15 protein-coding genes and 1 tRNA gene are annotated in these 18,436 nt (G+C 43.1%); 10 read left to right on the forward strand and 6 right to left on the reverse strand.

Going from position 1 to position 18,436, the window contains the following annotated elements:
• Window positions 1-394 precede the first annotated feature (394 nt).
• Complete coding sequence (gluQRS, locus tag AAEY72_RS12560) at window positions 395-1,399, forward strand: tRNA glutamyl-Q(34) synthetase GluQRS (RefSeq protein ID WP_352310784.1); 1,005 nt, start codon at window positions 395-397, stop codon at window positions 1,397-1,399.
• Between the two features lie 50 nt (window positions 1,400-1,449).
• Here gluQRS and ftsW read toward each other — a convergent pair whose 3' ends face one another.
• Both ftsW and murD read right to left on the reverse strand, forming a co-directional pair.
• The gene (gene ftsW / locus AAEY72_RS12565; protein WP_189585987.1) at window positions 1,450-2,646 is read right to left on the reverse strand and encodes a putative lipid II flippase FtsW; all 1,197 of its coding nucleotides are present in this window, start codon (window positions 2,644-2,646) and stop codon (window positions 1,450-1,452) included.
• Window positions 2,647-2,962: 316 nt separating this feature from the next.
• Complete coding sequence (gene murD / locus AAEY72_RS12570) at window positions 2,963-4,378, reverse strand: UDP-N-acetylmuramoyl-L-alanine--D-glutamate ligase (protein WP_352310722.1); 1,416 nt, start codon at window positions 4,376-4,378, stop codon at window positions 2,963-2,965.
• A gap of 657 nt (window positions 4,379-5,035) precedes the next feature.
• On the opposite strand from murD, the gene AAEY72_RS12575 reads away from it, so the two are divergent.
• The 4 genes from AAEY72_RS12575 (at window position 5,036) to AAEY72_RS12590 (ending at window position 9,630) form a co-directional block, all read left to right on the forward strand.
• Window positions 5,036-6,535, forward strand: coding sequence for a SulP family inorganic anion transporter (locus AAEY72_RS12575; protein WP_189585982.1), 1,500 nt, complete (start codon window positions 5,036-5,038; stop codon window positions 6,533-6,535).
• 162 nt (window positions 6,536-6,697) lie between these two features.
• Window positions 6,698-7,552 (forward strand): universal stress protein, encoded by an 855-nt coding sequence (locus AAEY72_RS12580; protein WP_010197979.1) that lies wholly within the window; start codon window positions 6,698-6,700, stop codon window positions 7,550-7,552.
• A gap of 399 nt (window positions 7,553-7,951) precedes the next feature.
• Window positions 7,952-8,290, forward strand: a complete 339-nt coding sequence (locus tag AAEY72_RS12585) for a P-II family nitrogen regulator (RefSeq protein WP_010197981.1) — start codon at window positions 7,952-7,954, stop codon at window positions 8,288-8,290.
• Window positions 8,291-8,367: 77 nt separating this feature from the next.
• A complete protein-coding gene (locus AAEY72_RS12590; protein ID WP_352310723.1) occupies window positions 8,368-9,630 on the forward strand; it encodes an ammonium transporter AmtB in 1,263 nt (420 codons plus the stop codon).
• Between the two features lie 144 nt (window positions 9,631-9,774).
• On the opposite strand, the gene AAEY72_RS12595 is transcribed toward AAEY72_RS12590, so the two are convergent.
• The 3 genes from AAEY72_RS12595 to AAEY72_RS12605 all read right to left on the reverse strand — a co-directional run bounded on the left by AAEY72_RS12595 (window position 9,775) and on the right by AAEY72_RS12605 (window position 11,640).
• On the reverse strand, window positions 9,775-10,158 hold the full coding sequence (locus AAEY72_RS12595; protein ID WP_352310724.1) for a DUF2147 domain-containing protein: 384 nt from the start codon (window positions 10,156-10,158) through the stop codon (window positions 9,775-9,777).
• A 259-nt stretch (window positions 10,159-10,417) separates the two neighbouring features.
• Window positions 10,418-10,681, reverse strand: a complete 264-nt coding sequence (locus AAEY72_RS12600; RefSeq protein WP_352310725.1) for a hypothetical protein — start codon at window positions 10,679-10,681, stop codon at window positions 10,418-10,420.
• A 128-nt stretch (window positions 10,682-10,809) separates the two neighbouring features.
• Window positions 10,810-11,640, reverse strand: coding sequence for a DNA/RNA non-specific endonuclease (locus tag AAEY72_RS12605; RefSeq protein ID WP_352310726.1), 831 nt, complete (start codon window positions 11,638-11,640; stop codon window positions 10,810-10,812).
• Window positions 11,641-11,887: 247 nt separating this feature from the next.
• On the opposite strand from AAEY72_RS12605, the gene AAEY72_RS12610 reads away from it, so the two are divergent.
• Together AAEY72_RS12610 and AAEY72_RS12615 are read left to right on the forward strand one after the other, a co-directional pair.
• Window positions 11,888-11,978 (forward strand) — tRNA-Ser (locus tag AAEY72_RS12610).
• A gap of 295 nt (window positions 11,979-12,273) precedes the next feature.
• Window positions 12,274-12,426: an Arm DNA-binding domain-containing protein gene (locus tag AAEY72_RS12615; protein WP_352310727.1), complete on the forward strand. Its 153-nt coding sequence runs from the start codon at window positions 12,274-12,276 to the stop codon at window positions 12,424-12,426.
• Window positions 12,427-12,983: 557 nt separating this feature from the next.
• Here AAEY72_RS12615 and AAEY72_RS12620 read toward each other — a convergent pair.
• Entirely contained in the window at window positions 12,984-14,354 is a 1,371-nt protein-coding gene (locus tag AAEY72_RS12620; RefSeq protein WP_352310728.1) for an MBL fold metallo-hydrolase, read from the reverse strand.
• Window positions 14,355-15,269: 915 nt separating this feature from the next.
• On the opposite strand from AAEY72_RS12620, the gene AAEY72_RS12625 reads away from it, so the two are divergent.
• The 3 genes from AAEY72_RS12625 (at window position 15,270) to AAEY72_RS12635 (ending at window position 18,429) form a co-directional block, all read left to right on the forward strand.
• Window positions 15,270-16,433 carry an iron-containing alcohol dehydrogenase gene (locus AAEY72_RS12625; RefSeq protein ID WP_352310729.1) on the forward strand — a complete coding sequence of 388 codons (1,164 nt, stop codon included), beginning with the start codon at window positions 15,270-15,272 and terminating at the stop codon, window positions 16,431-16,433.
• 71 nt (window positions 16,434-16,504) lie between these two features.
• Window positions 16,505-17,404 (forward strand): SMP-30/gluconolactonase/LRE family protein, encoded by a 900-nt coding sequence (locus tag AAEY72_RS12630; RefSeq protein ID WP_194620943.1) that lies wholly within the window; start codon window positions 16,505-16,507, stop codon window positions 17,402-17,404.
• Window positions 17,405-17,715: 311 nt separating this feature from the next.
• Entirely contained in the window at window positions 17,716-18,429 is a 714-nt protein-coding gene (locus AAEY72_RS12635; protein ID WP_352310730.1) for a hypothetical protein, read from the forward strand.
• Window positions 18,430-18,436: the final 7 nt, after the last annotated feature.

Below are 18,436 nucleotides of genomic sequence, written 5' to 3' on the forward strand. Positions count from 1 at the left end.
ATGGCGTTGATTCCTTGGAAATATAGACAGTATATAGCGTTAGACCCTACGCCAGCATGAATAATGTCCATTACACCTAGATCTTGTACTATAGTCAGTTCAATATAAAAAAGAGACAGCATGACTGATATAAATTTTTTGTAGCCTCTGTCTGCACAGACACAGCAAGCAAGAAAAATTGATATCAACAGTGCGTGATGTATTGATATTACTTTTCACTGACTGCGCTATTTTTCTTGTTTGATGGCAATTTATCTCATTTTTATCCTCATTTTTAAAATGAAGACACGCCCTAACAAAACAAGCGTATTTAATAAATATCTTTTTACTCCGTTCTTCTTTATTCTAGCTATATCCTCCTACATTGATAGTCATTACTTTGATAACCCCTACTTTGCAAACTGCCCATACTCCTATTCTCCATCAGCAGCCATTATCACCTCCTATCGGTCGCTTTGCGCCTTCACCCACAGGTGAGCTGCATCTTGGCTCCTTGACCACTGCGCTTGCCAGCTTTTGCCATATCAAGTCGCTCGGTGGCAAATGGCTGCTGCGTATCGAAGATACCGACACGGAACGCTGTGACAGACAATTCACTGAGCAGATTCTTATAGATTTAGAAGTGCTCGGGCTACAGTGGGACGGCGATGTCATTTATCAGTCTGAGCGTATTGATATCTATAATGACTATTTGTCGTCAGCCCTGCTGCCACTGACTTATGGTTGTCAGTGCTCACGTAAGGACTTAGAGCGCTACTGGTCTCAGCAAGCACAGACATCCTCGACGACTCAAACTTTAGAGCCTTTACCAGCAGGTTTGAATGCTACGGATATTAAGCAACTGCTGCCCAATAGACAACGCTACCCGCGCTGCTGCCTCAATGCCAATCTCGATCGTCAACAACACAAGCTGCGCATACAACTGCCAGACCATAGAATCGGGTTTAGCGATGGTATTCAAGGGTTGCAGTGGGATAATCCACAACAAACCTTAGGGGATATGGTGGTTCGACGCCAAGACGGCATGATCAATTATATCTTAGCCGCCAGCCTCGATGATGGGCTACAACAAATCACTCATATTATGCGTGGCTTGGACATTTTACCCATGACCACTGCTCAGATTAGTATCATGCAGGCGGCTAACTTACCAGCTATCGATCACTGGTATCATCTGCCCTTGATATGCAATCCTGATGGGCAAAAGCTCTCCAAGCAGAACCTTGCGCAACCGATTGATACTCGCGATCCAAGTAAGCTTATCGCCGACGCTTTGCAGCTATTACAGCAACCAGCGGTCGATAGAGATACGCCAACCCGTATGTTAGCGCAAGCAATTGCACAATGGGATAATACCCCGCTAAAAGGCAAGAGCGCTCTTAATCTGCCCTATTATTAAAAAACAAAAAGCGCCGCTGCTGGCGACGCTTTTCTACAGATTAACACCTGCTAATAATAACGGCACTGGCTTTTTTCAATCTCAGGGCTTTCTTTATAAATCTTTAGCAGCAAGGCAACCATCACTAAGCTGATGAGCATCGATGAGCCACCGTAACTAAAGAATGGCATGGTCAAACCTTTAGTCGGAATGGCACCCATATTCATCGCCGCATTGATAATCGTTTGCGCGATAAAGACCACACCGATACCAAAAGCGGTATAGCTCATACGCATCTGGCGACGCTTGAGCGCGTTATAACTGATACGCATGGCACTACCAATGATGAGCGCCTCGAGCAGTAATACCACTGCGACCCCCACAAAACCCAGCTCTTCACCCGTAATGGCTAATAAAAAATCCGTATGCGCTTCAGGTAAATGTGACAGTTTTTGTACGCTTTCACCATAACCGACGCCGGTGAACTGACCACGACCAAAGGCAATCAAACTGCGTGCCAGCTGATAATCGGTGTCTTGCACATCGTCAAAAGGATCCAAAAACGACATCACACGTACCAAGCGATACTGTACCAAGGTCACTGCCAGTACTGCCAATCCAGCCACCAAGCCGCCCAATGCCAAGAACTGCTTGTAAGGTGCGCCAGCGATATAAAATATCGCGAAGACTGTGCCAACAATGACCACCAAAGAGCCAAAATCTGGCTGTAATAATAATAATAGCGTGATCATGCCGACCACTAAAAATATCCGTAAAAAGCCATCCCAGCCATTACGAACCTCAAAAGATCGACGCACGACAAAATCAGACACGAATACAATCATGACCAGTTTGGCCAATTCTGCTACCTGAAAGTTCAAGAACCCTAGATTTAACCAGCGCTTAGAGCCATTAATTGGCGTGCCAAACAAAGTTAAAACCAACAAGCCCCCCGTAATGGCTAACAGGAGAAACTGGGTCTCTGTTTTATATAAGGTTCGTAAGGATACTAAGTAATAAGGAAAAGCGGCAGCAATTAGTCCAATTCCCATATAGAGGAGCTGATTTCTAAAAAAATACAGCTCCGTCATGCCGCGACTGAGCGCGAAGGGAATAGAAGCAGAAGCGACCATCAGTAGACTGAGCACCAGCATACAGCCGACACTCGCTAATAAAATTGCACGCGCTGACGGCATAGAAAGAATGCCATCTGAGCCAGAGGCTTGCTGCGATTGGGGAGACGAACGAAAAAGAGAAGAGAGCGCCATAATTTTATATACACTAACAAACGAAAAAACACGGCGTTTATGCAACGCCACCGTATAAAAAATATAAAGTAGATCGTACCACACGGACCATAATAGCCCGTCAATACTAGAAGAATAACGCCTGATTTGGCAGCTATCCTAGGATTATTGTATCCATTATCACTGTTCTAATAATAAAGTCAGCAAAATGCCTGACTGATTATTGACAGTAGCAGTAATCTATAAGCAAAACAATCATTTATCCACAAAATGCGATTGGCTACACACTGCTGTGTTTGTATTGCTGTGTAATTGCCCAATATTTAGCTAATGCTATTTAAATATCTGTCGCAAGCTGGCTGACCAGCTGGCTAAAATGCTCACCACGAGCCGCATAACCACTAAATTGATCAAAGCTGGCACAGGCTGGCGATAATAACACGGCTTGCACTTGTGACAAGCTGCTTATAGTGACTTGTTGAATGGTGGCAAATGCACTTTCTAACGTTTGGCATTGATGCAGCGCCACTTCATCACTTAATTTCGTTGCACGTAGATGCTGTTCAATCTGCTTAGCATCCTCACCAATAAACAGTACTTGGCTGACGTATTTATTGATAAAAGGCGTCAATTCACCGAATTGTTGACCTTTACCCTGTCCGCCTAAGATTAACAACAGCTTACCGTCTTTTGGCGCATAGACCGCGCCTAATCCTTCGATAGCCGCCATGGTCGAGCCAATATTGGTGCCTTTTGAATCATTAAAATAATCAAGGCCTGCCGCAGTGGCGACATACTGGCAGCGATGCTCGAGACCTGTGAATTGCTGCAAGGTATTTAGCATGCTATCTAGTGGTAAGCCAGCAAGCTCACCTAGTGCCAAAGCCGCTTGCGCATTGAGCAAATTGTGACGCCCTTTAATCTGTAGTTTGTCCGCTGATAGTAACCGCTCGGTCCCGCGCGCAAGATAGATCTGTCCTTCTGGATCAGTGATGAGACCATAGTGACCTTTATCAGGAGCATGGATACCTGTGCTCAGCCGTGGCAAATTATCCGCCACCAATGGTCGAGTCAGCGCATCTTCACGATTGATCACCACCGATTTGGCACCTTGAAAGATACGGTGCTTGGCTTGATGATAGCCCAGCATATCACCATGGCGATCTAAATGATCGGGTGACATATTAAGGACAGTTGCTACTTGCGCACCTAAATTGGTCACGGTCTCTAACTGGAAGCTTGATAGCTCAAGTACGGCCAATTGCATATCAGGATTGGCAAGTAGATTAAGGGCTGGCACGCCAATATTACCACCGACGCCCACATTGATACCGGCATCCGCCGCCATCTGTCCAACCAAAGTCGTCACCGTGCTTTTGGCATTGGAGCCAGTAATAGCAACGATCGGTACGGTGCAGGCTTCGCAGAACAGCTGAATATCACTGACCACAGGAATGTTGGCGCGACGGGCGGCGGCAACCACGTCGGTATCTAGAGAAATACCTGGGCTGATAATGATCCGTGCCGCTTGTTGCAATAATTCTGCATCTATCGCTCCAAATTGGCGAATATCAACGGCTGCTGGTAGTTGATCTGCTAAGGCAGGCGTCGGCTGACTGTCAGTGACAGCCACATGGTAGCCTTGCTTGGTAAGATAGTTCGCTACTGAAAGCCCTGACTGTCCCAAACCGACCACGACTTGTAGACCACTGCCCTTATGAAGTAAGGTTTCTGTTGCGGTGAGGGTGGTCATATCTCTTCCTTCTATTGGACGAACAAAATGGCATCAAGCATATACGTGGTTTAGACCGTCTGAATGATATTGTTAAGATGAAGAGCATGATAACGGTATCGTTCAGATTTCGGTACTGGTTTTTTATGACTTTGTGCTATTATGCGGCTGTTTTTATATTGAGTAGCTAATGCTATAATATCGGCCTAAACAGATATTTGGGCTAGATATTTCACCTAAGTATTTTAGTTTAGCATGTTGTCACATTTACCGCGCTATTGTCACGCTGCTTCCGCAACGATTCCTATTGAGGTAATGAGATGGCAGACACTGGCTTCGATCTACTTATGCGCTTTTGTCTGATAGATTATTTATCTCCTTCTACCGCGGTACGTCATGGCGGTTCTTATACTTTATTTTAGACACTGTATTTTAATACACTATATTTTAGGCCTTATATTTTAGGCACTGTCATCATATTGACTATTGGTGAGCGTATTAGCGATACCAGTCAATAAATTGATGGGCGTGCTGCTAGCTAATTATCGATTGGTAATGAAGCAACAGTATAATAAAAGTACGTTTAGTAGCACTGATTATAACGACCTGTAATAACGCGATCATTTTAACACTGAGTAATGATTACTTTTTTTGCCTTTAACTCTATGCAGTTTACTTATGACATCTTTTTTTGATAGCTTACGTGACGACTGGTTTTCCAATGTTCGCGGTGACGTTTTATCAGGGGTGGTGGTTGCACTGGCCTTGATTCCAGAAGCCATTGCTTTTTCTATTATCGCGGGCGTCGATCCAAAAGTTGGTTTGTATGCATCATTCTGCATCGCCGTCGTGATTAGTTTCGTCGGCGGTCGGCCGGGTATGATTTCGGCAGCGACAGGAGCGATGGCGCTAGTGATGGTAGACTTGGTGGCTGATCATGGCTTGCAGTATTTGCTGGCTGCTACCTTACTGTGCGGGGCGATTCAGGTCGTCATGGGTATTCTTAAGCTTGGCAATCTGATGCGTTTTGTCTCGCGCTCGGTGGTCATTGGCTTTGTGAATGCGCTAGCGATTTTAATATTTATGGCTCAATTACCTGAGCTTAACCCTATGACTGAGAAGGTCGGGATGACCGTTTATATCATGACCGCGGCGGGCTTGGCGATTATTTATCTGTTTCCGCTTATTCCTAAAATTGGTCGGGTGATTCCTTCACCGCTGATTTGTATCGTTGGCTTGACCGCGGTAGCGATGTATATGAATCTCGATATTCGTAACGTCGGTAGCATGGGTGATTTGCCCGATTCTCTACCCGTATTTTTGCTGCCAGATATTCCATTAAATTTAACGACGCTCTTAATCATTGCGCCTTATTCTATCGCGCTGGCCATCGTTGGTTTATTAGAATCTATGATGACAGCGACGATTGTGGATGAACTAACTGATACGCCGAGCGATAAAAACCGCGAGTGTCGTGGTCAAGGTATTGCCAACGTGGTATCAGGATTCTTTGGTGGTATGGCAGGTTGTGCGATGATTGGCCAGTCAATGATCAACGTCAAATCAGGCGGACGTACACGTCTGTCTACCTTGATGGCAGGTGTGGTACTGCTCATTATGGTGGTGTTTTTGAGTGAATGGGTCAGTCTGATACCGATGGCAGCACTAGTGGCTGTGATGATTATGGTCTCCATTGGTACTTTTAATTGGCAATCTATTCGCGAGTTCAAGACCCATCCGATGTCATTTAACATCGTCATGCTAGCGACCGTTTTGACCACTATCTTTACGCATAATCTAGCATATGGCGTAGGTGTTGGTGTTTTGCTGTCTGCGCTAGCGTTTGCTAATAAAATCGGGCAATTCTTAACGATATTTAGCGAGTATGACGACAGTAGTAACACGCGCTATTACTACGTCCAAGGCCAAGTGTTCTTTGCCTCAACGACGCAGTTCTTGCATAGTTTTGATACCAAAGAAGCTTTGGATAGCATTCATATCGATGTCAGCCAAGCGCATTTTTGGGACGTCAGTGCCGTAGATACCTTGGACAAGCTGGTCATGCGCTTGCAACGTGAAGGGATTGATGTCAAAGTGGTAGGACTCAACAGTGCAAGCCGTACGTTGATTGACCGTTTCTCTATCCATGATCGCCGAGACATTGGCTTGTTGGATTAAATGGTTAGATGACCAAGCACTATGCCTGCGTTATCGAACGGACGTTAATTCATGGTTTGTAGACAAACCATTATATTGGTATACCAGTTCAAGCTTTAGTGTCATCGCAGATGAGTTGACCTGCTTGACGGTATTTTAATTATTAGATGATGTGGTGGCCTTATGAGTAATTTAAAGCCAGATAGCGTAATTGCCTGCTTAGACTGCCCTGATCACGTACAAGCCGTGCTAGAGGCGAGCATGTGGGCAGCACCTCGTTTACAAGCCCCTATCGGTCTGTTGCATTCAGTACCAAGCTTGCAACAAAAAGCAGCGGTCAATTATTCTGGTTGCCTCAATATCGATGACGAAAGTGCTTTATTGGATCAATTTACTACCAAAGAACATTTGAGTAATTGTGAACTAAAAGCGCAAGGCAAACTGTTACTTCATCAAGCCACAACTTATTGCGAGCAGCAGCGCCAAAAATTAAAGACGTATACGCTGCATCGTCATGAACATCTTAATCAAAGTATCGATTATGTCGACAATAAGGCGCAATTGATTGTTATCGGTCATCATGTGACCTGCAAAGCAACGTTGAGTCAGCTTATTCGTTTAAGCCACTGCCCCATTTTGGTGACTCATGCACCATTTTTGACCCCTACAACTGCTTTATTTGCTTTTGACAACTGTGCAACTTCTCATAAACTGCTTAATTGGCTATGCAAAACGCCGCTTGTTCGCGCCCTAACCATTCATATTGTTATGGTCGGTAAAGACAACTCGGAAAACTGCGACGCATTACGTGAAGCTTATGCCCGTCTCAAGCAAGCTGGCATAAAATCCAAAAAGGCATTGTTAGACTGCCGTGATGTGACAGCAGCCTTAACCTACTATCAAAACGAGCACAATATTGGTCTGCTGATAACAGGCGCTTTTGGTCAGTCTCGTTTGCATGAATTGCTCAAAGGCAGCGACACCAAAAAGCTACTAGGCAGCACCAAAACCCCATACCTACTCTTCCCTAAAGTATAACGCCAACGTTTAATTTGCGGGCAGAGTATTGTGCTCTGCCCCTCCTGTCTACTTTTACTCAGTACTCATTTGCTATACACTTTTATCAAATCATCACATGAAATAAAGTGATAGCCTCCCCAAGCGCTTTAAAAGTTGGTTATAATAAAGTTTTCGATACTCCAACGTTAAAGGTTGATCTACTCTGCTTGTATGGACAACAATGACGATTATCGTGCCCCTATAAGCCGTATTTTTTGTCAATACCATAAGCATTTTTGAACCAATTGGCTCAATCCTAGCTACCCCCTTGATTAGGTTTGGCACAGTTCTTGAATGACTTACGTTAAGAATGGCAGTCATACGATGAAGCACAATGTCTATATCAACCTGCGACATCACACATATAAGGAATTTTTTATGAAGCTAATCACTGCGATCTTAAAACCGTTTAAGCTCGATGATGTACGTGAAGCGCTTTCTGACATCGGTGTCAAAGGTGTTACCGTCACTGAAGTCAAAGGTTTCGGTCGCCAAAAAGGTCACACGGAGCTCTACCGCGGCGCAGAATACGTGGTGGACTTTTTACCTAAAGTAAAAGTTGAAGTGGCCGTTATCGATGAGATGGTTGAACCTGCTATCGAAGCCATCACTCGCATCGCTAGCACTGGAAAAATCGGTGACGGTAAAATATTTGTGACGGCTCTTGAGCAAGTCATTCGTATTCGTACGGGCGAGACAGGTCCTGACGCTATCTAACGCGTAGACTTACCTATAAACACAGATTTATAGGACATACCGATATCTATATTGCATATATTCAAGGGGGAATTAACATGCAAAATCAAATCTTTGAGCTCCAGTACGCACTTGATACGTTTTACTTTTTAATGTGTGGGGCGCTAGTCATGTGGATGGCAGCGGGCTTCACCATGTTAGAAGCAGGGCTGGTACGCTCAAAAAACACCGTCGAAATCTTAACAAAAAATATCGCGCTATTTGCTACTGCTTGTACCATGTACATGATCTGCGGCTATGCCATTATGTATGATGGCAATCTATTCTTAAGCGGTATTGCAGGCGGTGAGGCTTTGGTAGCAGATGCTTTAGCAGCCTCAGCTGAAAATGGCTTTGGTGGTGATTCTGTTTATTCTGCAGCTTCTGACTTTTTCTTCCAAGTGGTATTCGTCGCAACCTGTATGTCAATCGTCTCAGGCGCTGTCGCTGAGCGTATGAAGCTGTGGGCTTTTCTCCTCTTCGCGGTAGTCATGACTGGTGTTATCTATCCTGTCGAAGGCAGCTGGACTTGGGGTGGCAAAGACGTCTTTGGCTTATTTAACTTAGGTGACTTAGGCTTTTCTGATTTTGCTGGTTCCGGTATCGTCCATATGGCAGGTGCTGCTGCTGCATTAGCAGGGGTATTATTGTTAGGTGCTCGTAAAGGTAAATATGGTTCTAATGGTGAAATACGTGCCATTCCTGGTGCCAATCTGCCATTAGCAGCACTTGGTACTCTCATATTGTGGATGGGTTGGTTCGGCTTTAACGGTGGTTCTGTCCTCAAGCTCGGTGATATCGCCAGTGCCAACTCTGTCGCGATGGTATTTTTGAATACCAATGCCGCTGCAGCAGGTGGTGCTATTGGTGCATTGTTAGTAGCGCGCCTTATCTTTGGTAAGGCTGATTTAACCATGCTCCTAAATGGTGCGCTAGCAGGTTTGGTTGCGATTACCGCAGAACCTTCTACTCCTTCTGCGCTGCAGGCCACACTGTTTGGTCTGATAGCAGGTGTTATCGTTGTTTTATCCATTCTCGCTTTAGATAAAATAAAAATCGATGACCCAGTAGGTGCTATCTCGGTACATGGTGTAATTGGTCTCTTCGGTCTACTGATTGTTCCTATTACCAATCCAGCAGCATCGTTCGTAGGTCAAATTGCAGGCGCAGCGACCATCTTTATATGGGTATTTGTTGCCAGTCTAATCGTTTGGTCAATCATTAAAGTGGTGATGGGTCTACGTATCTCTGAAGAAGATGAATATGAAGGTGGTGATATCGCTGAATGCGGTATGGAAGCTTACCCAGAATTCGTAAGATAATCGGTGAGCGTCTAGAAAAATACTGCAGTACAAAGAAATCCCGCACTACCTTTCGGTAATGCGGGATTTTTTATACTGTATAATTTGTACTATATAAATTGCTTTCTATAAAGTATCTAATAATCTAGTTTCTTTAAAATTAGATTATTTCTTTTTCCACTCTTGACTGCGTGAGAATGGACCGATATAACCTTTTAGCTTCAATGTACTACCACTTAGTTGTGCCGTCATACGATAATCTTTACCTTTCTCAGGATCAGTAATCGTACCACCACTATATTTACCACCACCATCAGCTTTAAGACCTTTGATGATAGTCGTGCCAACGTGTTTCTTACCTTTGGCTGAATTAGTAGAAATCAGCGTACCTGTCAAAACACCATTTGATTCAGTGATTTTTACTGTGCCTTTTGGCTTACCTTCATCATAAGTCTGCCAAGTGGTATTGGCTAAAGGATCAGCGGCAAATGCCATGCTTGCTAAACTGATACCTGCAACTGCTAAAGTGGTTTTTGTAAAAAATTTCATAGACTGACTCCCTTCATACAATGATTATTCGAAACGTTATGTTTCTACTCTCCTAGGCTTATCCTTCGCTAAAACTTCATTCCCAGCTGTGCGATTTCCTACTAGTTAGTAGTGGGTTAACGCAACAATAAATAAGCTGTTCATTAAAATTCTAAACGACATAAGCGATGTCTTGACCCATTATAAGCAATTTTAAGCTTTTGCCTAGTAATTTTTTTATAGTTTATTATTTCTATAAAATCAGAACTATATCAAACAGTTACAAGAAGGGATTGTCGATATTTTTATCCAGCTGGTCATCTTTTTCTTTTGACTTGTCATCATTATTATTGTACTTACTGTTGTTTTCAAAGGCTTGTAAAATTTTACTTGTTAACTCATGTAACTGTTGTGCTTGCTGATGCCCAGTGGCATCAAAGGTCAAATTAATATCACCATATATGATAATTTTATCTTGCTGGTTTTCAATCACGAGCTCACCAATTTGCATACTTTGATGATTATTGGCAAATGGGTCAATCATTTGAGTCTCCTTTCTATTAACAGCATCTTACGTGATTTTTCAATATTTCGTACTTTCTGTCACATACAGACACTAGAGTGTGTCCTCAATCTGAATAAAAGCGACTAAATAGGCTAATAGTAGAAACATTATGCCTGCAACTGGGTGATCAGCCAGTCAAGAATCGCCCAGACAAAAAGCATCCAAGTAGGTTCTCCAACAGTCGCCTCAGGCAAATCCGAACTCTCGCCAGCCTTTAGTGGTAGCTCGAACGCTTGCGCTTTAGTCTTGGCATCCAGTACGGGTAATACATCGATGCCAATTTCGGTCGCCAATTCATCGACACTGATAATTTCTATACGCTCTGATTCATCATTTGGTGCGTAATAGACCCCTGCTTGATTAATCGCAGGAATATAAACTGCTTTAAAGAAATGACTAGGAACAAGCACTCGATCAGCCAATTGCTTGGTTTTTTTGCCAGTAAACGCTACCCCTGTAATGGTATAAACTTCTCCATATTGCTGGGTTAAGTAACGAGTGGCTGACTCGATATTGCGCCAAATATAGCGATTATTACGTGGCGATTGCGGAGCGATATTGGCCAAGCTAAAACTATCATATTGTTGACTGCGATTCGCCATATCAGCATTGGGCGCTAAGTGCCCGCGATCATAGCCTGAGCCTGAATAGTCAGACAATGAGGCACGTGCGGATGTGGGTAGTCGGCTTTCTTCATGAAAACTGTCTTCACGATCAATTTCTTTGGCTTGCTGTAAACGCTTGCGATCTAAATACTCTGCCGACCACAGCGGCGTGCGTGATACTCCTGAATACATCACGGCAAAACCATCCATACATAGCGCTTGTGTCTTGTTACTGAGCTTAGGATTGGTAAATTCAGGATAGATACTGCCATAAAAGGACTGGCTACACTGGGTGAAGTCATCAGCATGCGCCGAGGTTATGCTTACTACCATCATCACAGTCATTATGATGCTGTTTTTGACACTGTATTTGATCCTGCCGACACTTATCATTCAACTTTCAACCATCTATGCTTATCATTACGTATACGCTATCGTAGCAGGCGCCTGTGAATAAAGAAAGATAAGGCGTAAGCCGTGACATTTTAAATGCTATCCGCTATACTAGGCGGTCTCAAATATACGGACAACTGATTATTTTTTATTTTAATCAATCAAAACTGTCTACTATATCAAAAACGGTGAAGTGGGTGAGTGGCTGAAACCGCACGCCTGGAAAGTGTGTATGCGTTAATAGCGTATCGAGGGTTCGAATCCCTCCTTCACCGCCAATCTTATCAATTTTAAGAAACCCTCCTAGTTTTCCTATCTTGTCCTACCCTCTCCCATATATTTCTTAAAACCTTTGTAAATAACGCGTCTAGCGTTTTTTTTATGTCTGCTGTTTTCCCAATTCAACCCAACGTGACCCAACTATCCCGTCGCTTGTGTTGGTCTATTCGTTGGTCTATCATTCATATACATCGTAATTAGACCAACATTAGATCTAGGTTTACACGCTGTAGACCAACATAACCCTCTTAACGCTTTAAGCATATAGCTCGTAGGTATAGGGAATAGACCAACATGTTAAGTGATAGTAAGATCCGTAAGCTCAAACCCACTGATAAATGCACCCCTTCTTGTCCAGATAAATATAGCGATCAACAAGGTTTGCAGTTACTGGTACGTAGCTCAGGCACTCGAGCATGGGTAAGTGCTTATCGCTTTAATGGTTAGATGAGCCTGAGCGCAACGTAAAGCCTCGCACCTACTAACAAGACTACAATCGTATGCATAAAGACGTGCTACCAAGCTTTATACGTATAGCCTTAAAAGCTGTGACATTCGAAGATTGCAAATTTATGGCTGATCAGATTGAAAGCAGGACTAACATTGAACGTTTACCACCACGAGAAGTAACCAGACGCACTATTGATCTCGTTGGCAATATTCTTAGAAGAGCTAAGAGAGAGAGCGCCTAATCGAGGTAAACCCTACTAAAGGGTTAAAAGAGCTATATCCGAAAGCGAAAACTAAGCACATGAAACACGTTGAGCTTAATGAGTTACCCAAGCTCTTACAAGACATTGAAAGCTATCATGGTCACGATCAAAGTCGATTAGGCATGAAATTTTTGGTATATTCTTTTTGTCGTACTATAGAGCTTAGAATGATGAAAAATGAAACAAAAAATAGCGCCTACAGTGGGCGCTATTTTTAGCAAATTTGATTAACACATCTTCAGCGGTGATCTATATAAATAGAGTTCGTTGGCAAAAGTAACTTCTATTGTCTTAAACAATCTCACCATTAGATTCATCATGCGCAGCTTGCCATGCCCCCATTGAACCTAGATATATATCAAGGTGCTCAAAACCACGACTGGCAAGCCATCCTGCCGCTATCGTCGCTCGGGCACCGCTGGCACACATCAATGTATAGTGGTGGCTCTGATCAAGCTCACGCCAACGTTCATTAAGATGCCCGACATAAATATGCTGTGACTCTTCAATCGCACTGGTATTCCTCTCATCGATATCGCGTACATCAAGCAATGTCCAATTCTGAGCATTATTAAGACGATTTTCTACTTCATGTGTATCGATCATAAGGGTTTGTTGCATTTGCTCACCTTTGGCAGCAGCAGGAACAACGCCCACATAACCACCTACAATATTGTCAAAAGCAATACGTACCAGATGCTCCATCGCAGTAGCAAGCTGCTCTTCATCAGAGGCAATCAATGCCAAACTTTGCCCTTCTTTAATAAACCATCCAGCAAAAGCAGGGAGCATATTTACCGGTAGACTCATAGACCCATGTAAGTGACCTGAAGCATAGGCCATTGGCTCACGAATGTCGATAAGATGATCAGCACCACAACTATTAAGTTGATCAAGCGAAAGATTACGTGGCCGCATGACAATTGGTGGGGCTTCACCACCTTCCATATTGAGGCGCTCCATCAGCCGGAAATAAGGTGGTTGGTAATGGTTTTCACTCACTTTAAAATCAATAAAGTCATCGCGATCTGTAATTTGTAAACGCGGATTGTTCAATCTTTCGTGGCCGACGGTAGAAAACTCACGTTCTGCCATTCCCGAACCGCAGACTGATCCAGCACCGTGGGCAGGATAAATAATAGCTTGATCACCTAGCGCTAGAATATCTTGTAATGAATCGAAAAGCAGGCCTGCAACTTCTTTGGGTCGATCAGGATAAAAATCAGTACGACCAACATCTCCCACAAATAGAGCATCACCAGTAAAAACGCCAACCGCCTTATCTGGATAGGCTGTATCAAACAGCGCATAAGCAAGGTGATCATCAGTATGGCCGGGCGTTTCTAGTACGCGAATTTCGAGCTGACCGATAGTGAAGCAATCACCAGCACGCGCTGTCTTAGCATAGACAATCGGTCGCTCTGGATAGGGACCATGTAATACAATAGCTCCTGTCATTTCTGCCAAAATTGGTGCGCCAGAAACCAAGTCCTCATTGCGGTGTGTCTCAAAAATATGAGTGATCTGAAGCCCCGCTGCGCGTGCCTTTTCCACATATATCGCACAGTCACGCCGTGGGTCAATCACCGCAGCCTGTCCACCAGAACCCACTAAGTAAGATAGGTGTGAAAGCCCAGGTGTTTTAATCTTTTCTAAAAGCATAATTTTATCCTTATTATAATAATTTAAACTAAGCGGCTACCTTTAATAGCGAAATGATATTAATTAGCTAATTATCAAAGAGCTATGTGAATTCGTTTAAAATACCATACTATTTCAACGCTCATCAATATACAATAACATATATTAACTTAATTGATTTGATCAAAGACAAAATGCCGTTTGTTCAAGGTAACTCACTTAGTGATCAAGAAGCAGTCGATATTGCTGGTTACTTATTCGTTTGCTACGTTGTATAAAGCTAATAAGGACAAAAACTGTTCCAATGGAGATGCGCCTAAAGAGGAACGTAGATCATATAAGTAAAGCTCAAGCGTTTACTCAAAAAAACTAAGATTTTTTCATCATTTTTATACGTTGACGTAATTATCTAAAACGTATTGTTAGGACGCGCGCTCAATTGTATTGACCGGTTAAAAATAGTTAAATTTTCCTCGTTCAACTGCAGCCTGACGATAATAATCAAACCCAATACGTCCTGATATTTTTTTGAATTATATATACTATTTATCGCTAAGTAGATAGTTAGGGTCTATTGAATCAGTTATGCAAGCGCGATAAACTCTTGATATGCACGCATACTAGACAGCCTATAACTAAAGAAGTTGCGTATACTGAATTACGTAAGCTATAGTCGGTTCAGTATAATTTGGATACAAGGAAGGCGAGTGAAAGTACTACAAGTAGTAGACTAAGCAAGCTTGACACCGTATCCAATTTATAGAGGATTAACTATAGTCGGTTCAATTTAAAAGTGGTACAAGGCAACCGAGTGTAGATGTATATTTAATACCTCAAGCGAGCTTAACGCTGTAACGCTTTTATAGTGGATTGAATATATATCTTACGATTAGTGCTGATTCATATCTAGATGTATCTCTACACAAGGAAGAAAAAATGACAGGGATTGAGTTTTATAGCAATGGTCATATCATCAGCGAAGCTGACAGTATGCGCAAAAAGCTAGGCGCGTTAGCTCAACAATACCGTGCGACGTCGGCTATTATTGTTACCGATGCTGGAATCACTCAGCTGGGCTATGTCGATATCGCACAGCAATCATTACAAGAAGCTGGCATTCAAGTGGTGGTCTTCGATGCTGTCATCGCTGACCCACCCGTTGACGTCGTCAATGACGCTATGAAAATTGCCAGAGACCATAACTGTGATCTGGTTATTGGTCTAGGCGGTGGCAGCTCTATTGATACTGCCAAAATCGTCGCCTTGCTTCCAAATGACTTTGAGTCAGTAAATGACATTTTAGACAAAGATGTCAGTGGCTTTAATAAGCTGCCTTTATTTGCGATACCAACGACTGCTGGTACGGGTGCAGAGTCTACCTTTGTCTCTGTCATCACAGCAAAAGATGGCAGCAAGAAAGCCATTTATACGCCTAAAATCCTACCTGATGTCGCCATTTTAGATGCCACACTCACACTGAAACTACCTCGTCACATCACGGCTGCAACCGCTTTGGATGCCATGGTTCACTGCGTTGAAGCGTATACGAGTCGTACTAAGAAAAATCCTATTTCAGATGCATTGGCTGTTAAAGGATTGCAGATGCTCTGGAATAACTTTGAGAAAGTATTGGCTCAAGGCGATGATATCGACGCTCGTGCCGAAATGTTATTAGGCTCTACTTTGGCTGGTATTGCCTTTGTTAACTCATCAGTAGCAGCAGTACATGGACTCTCGTATCCGCTGAGTATCAATTTTCATATTCCTCATGGACATGCCAATGCACTCGTTATGTGTGGTGTTTTCACATTTAACTTATCAGAAGCCGCCCCGCTTTATGCTGAGCTGGCTCATGCTGTCATGCCTACTCAGACATCTGGCATGGCAGACTTAGACGCAGCGACTTTATTTATTAATCAACTAAAGATGTTTTTAGAAAATAGTGGTCTCAAGTATCGCTTAAGCGAATTGGATATAACAGATCAAGACATCCCCGCATTGGCAGACATAGTAATAAATACCTATGCCCGACTGATTGCAACCAACCCCAAAGACATGACTTTAGATGAGGTGACAACGATATATAAGGAGATACTCTAAAACAGAAACCATTGCTATTCAAAACAGTTTTATTTATCAAGGAAGATAACCACTATTTAAGGGAAACAATTATGTCAGAATATAAATTAGACGTTGTCGTTGATGGCTTTCATTACTTAGAAGGCCCTCGCTGGTATAACGATGCTCTATGGTTTGTTGATTTTTATACTCAAAGCATTTATCGTGTCAACGATGAGGGAGTGGCAGAAGAAATTGCTAATGTTGAGCAGCAACCCTCTGGTTTAGGGTGGCTGCCTGATGGACGTATGCTGGTTGTATCGATGAAAGACCGCAAATTATTACGACTAGAAAATGACGGTAACTTGGTCGTTCATGCCGATATTTGGGAGCATTGCGGTGGTCATGCCAATGACATGGTGGTTTCAGCCAATGGTAATGCTTACATCGGTAACTTTGGCTTTGACTTGATGGGTGGTGCTGACCATGAAAATACGGGGCTTGTTTTGGTTAAGCCTGATGGAAGCTCACAGATTGTCGCTGAAGGATTGGCATTTCCAAATGGTATGGTTATCTCTGCAGATCAAAAGACCTTGATCGTTAACGAGCTGTTTGGCAATAAAATTACGCAGTTTGATATCAACGAAGATGGTAGCCTCGGTGAAAAGCGCGACTTTGCTAATTTTGGAGAGTTGGGTAATGAACCAAACCTTGGTTTGCGTATAGAAAATGCCAGTATATTACCTGATGGTCTCGCGCTAGATGCCGAAGGTGCGGTTTGGATTGCGGATACGTTGAATCAGCGTGCCGTCCGTATAGCAGAAGGTGGTGAGATTTTAGAAACTATCGATACGGCACCTGATGGTATCTTTGCGGTTGCCCTCGGCGGACAAGATGGTAAAACACTATTTATGTGTGCGGCACCTGATTGGGATGAAGCATCACGTAAAGCTGAAACCAAAGGTCGTATGCTGTCCACACAAGTCAAAGTAGGTCATGCAGGTACACCTTAGTTCAAGTTTTTTAGAAATAAACCCAAAATAATCTGCATTATTCCACAGTATGGAATAATGCCAATTCAACGATTAGACAGCTTACAACCGTTTAATCGTCGCTTCATGCCTGCAAGCTATTTTATTCTTGACCCCTATCCTGCTTCTTATTCTTTTTAGCCTCTTTATCTAGGGCATGTCCTCAATTCAATTGATCATATCTAAACGGGCTAAAAATAGCTATTAACGAATGTCAGACGCGAGTGGCGTAAAATTCGATTATAGTAGGTATTAGCAACTCAGAAAATTAAAATAATGGGAAGGATGGCCTTATGAAAAATTTAGCGGTGGTAGTAGTAGCAGGACTCAGCTTAAGCGCTTGTGTGACGATCAATGCACCGATGGGCAGCACTGATAATGGTAGCAGTAATGGAAATACCATCACTCAATACCCTGTTGAGACCGCCCTACTCAATGTCTATACCAAAGAGCGCAGCGAACAACTACATGCCGTAGTGGACAAGCGAAACATCGTCGCCGATATTAAGGTGACACCCAAAGGTACAGTTGCTTTCAACAATAAATCAGTTAAAGCTGCTGAGATAACTACCATCAATAAACGCTACGATCAAATCACCAATCAATCTATCGCAACCAACTATTTTACGACCAATCCCTTGATGTTCCATGGCTTCACGGATAATAGCGGTAGATACTCGCTATCGAACCAAACGACCGTCATCCCCAAGATGGCTTCAGTTGGCGATTCCAGTGCCTTGATCACCGAAAACGTCTACAGCGACAGCAGTATGCGCAAACAAACTGGTACTTATAAACAAAGCTGGTCGCTAACGAGGGAGAGCAATAACCGCGCTTGGCTATGTATAGAGACCTCAGAGAACCTACTCCTCAATTTTGATCCTAATGGCACTTCATCAGAATGTTATAAAATCAATGCTCAAGGCGATGTCTTAGCGAGCAAAATCACTATCAGTCAGCCTAGTAAAAACGGTAGTACTGAGGCTGTAACGTTTATCAGTCAATAGTTATGTG

Origin of the sequence: Psychrobacter sp. W2-37-MNA-CIBAN-0211 (genome assembly GCF_040309405.1) — a bacterium.
GTDB classification, from domain to species: domain Bacteria; phylum Pseudomonadota; class Gammaproteobacteria; order Pseudomonadales; family Moraxellaceae; genus Psychrobacter; species Psychrobacter glaciei.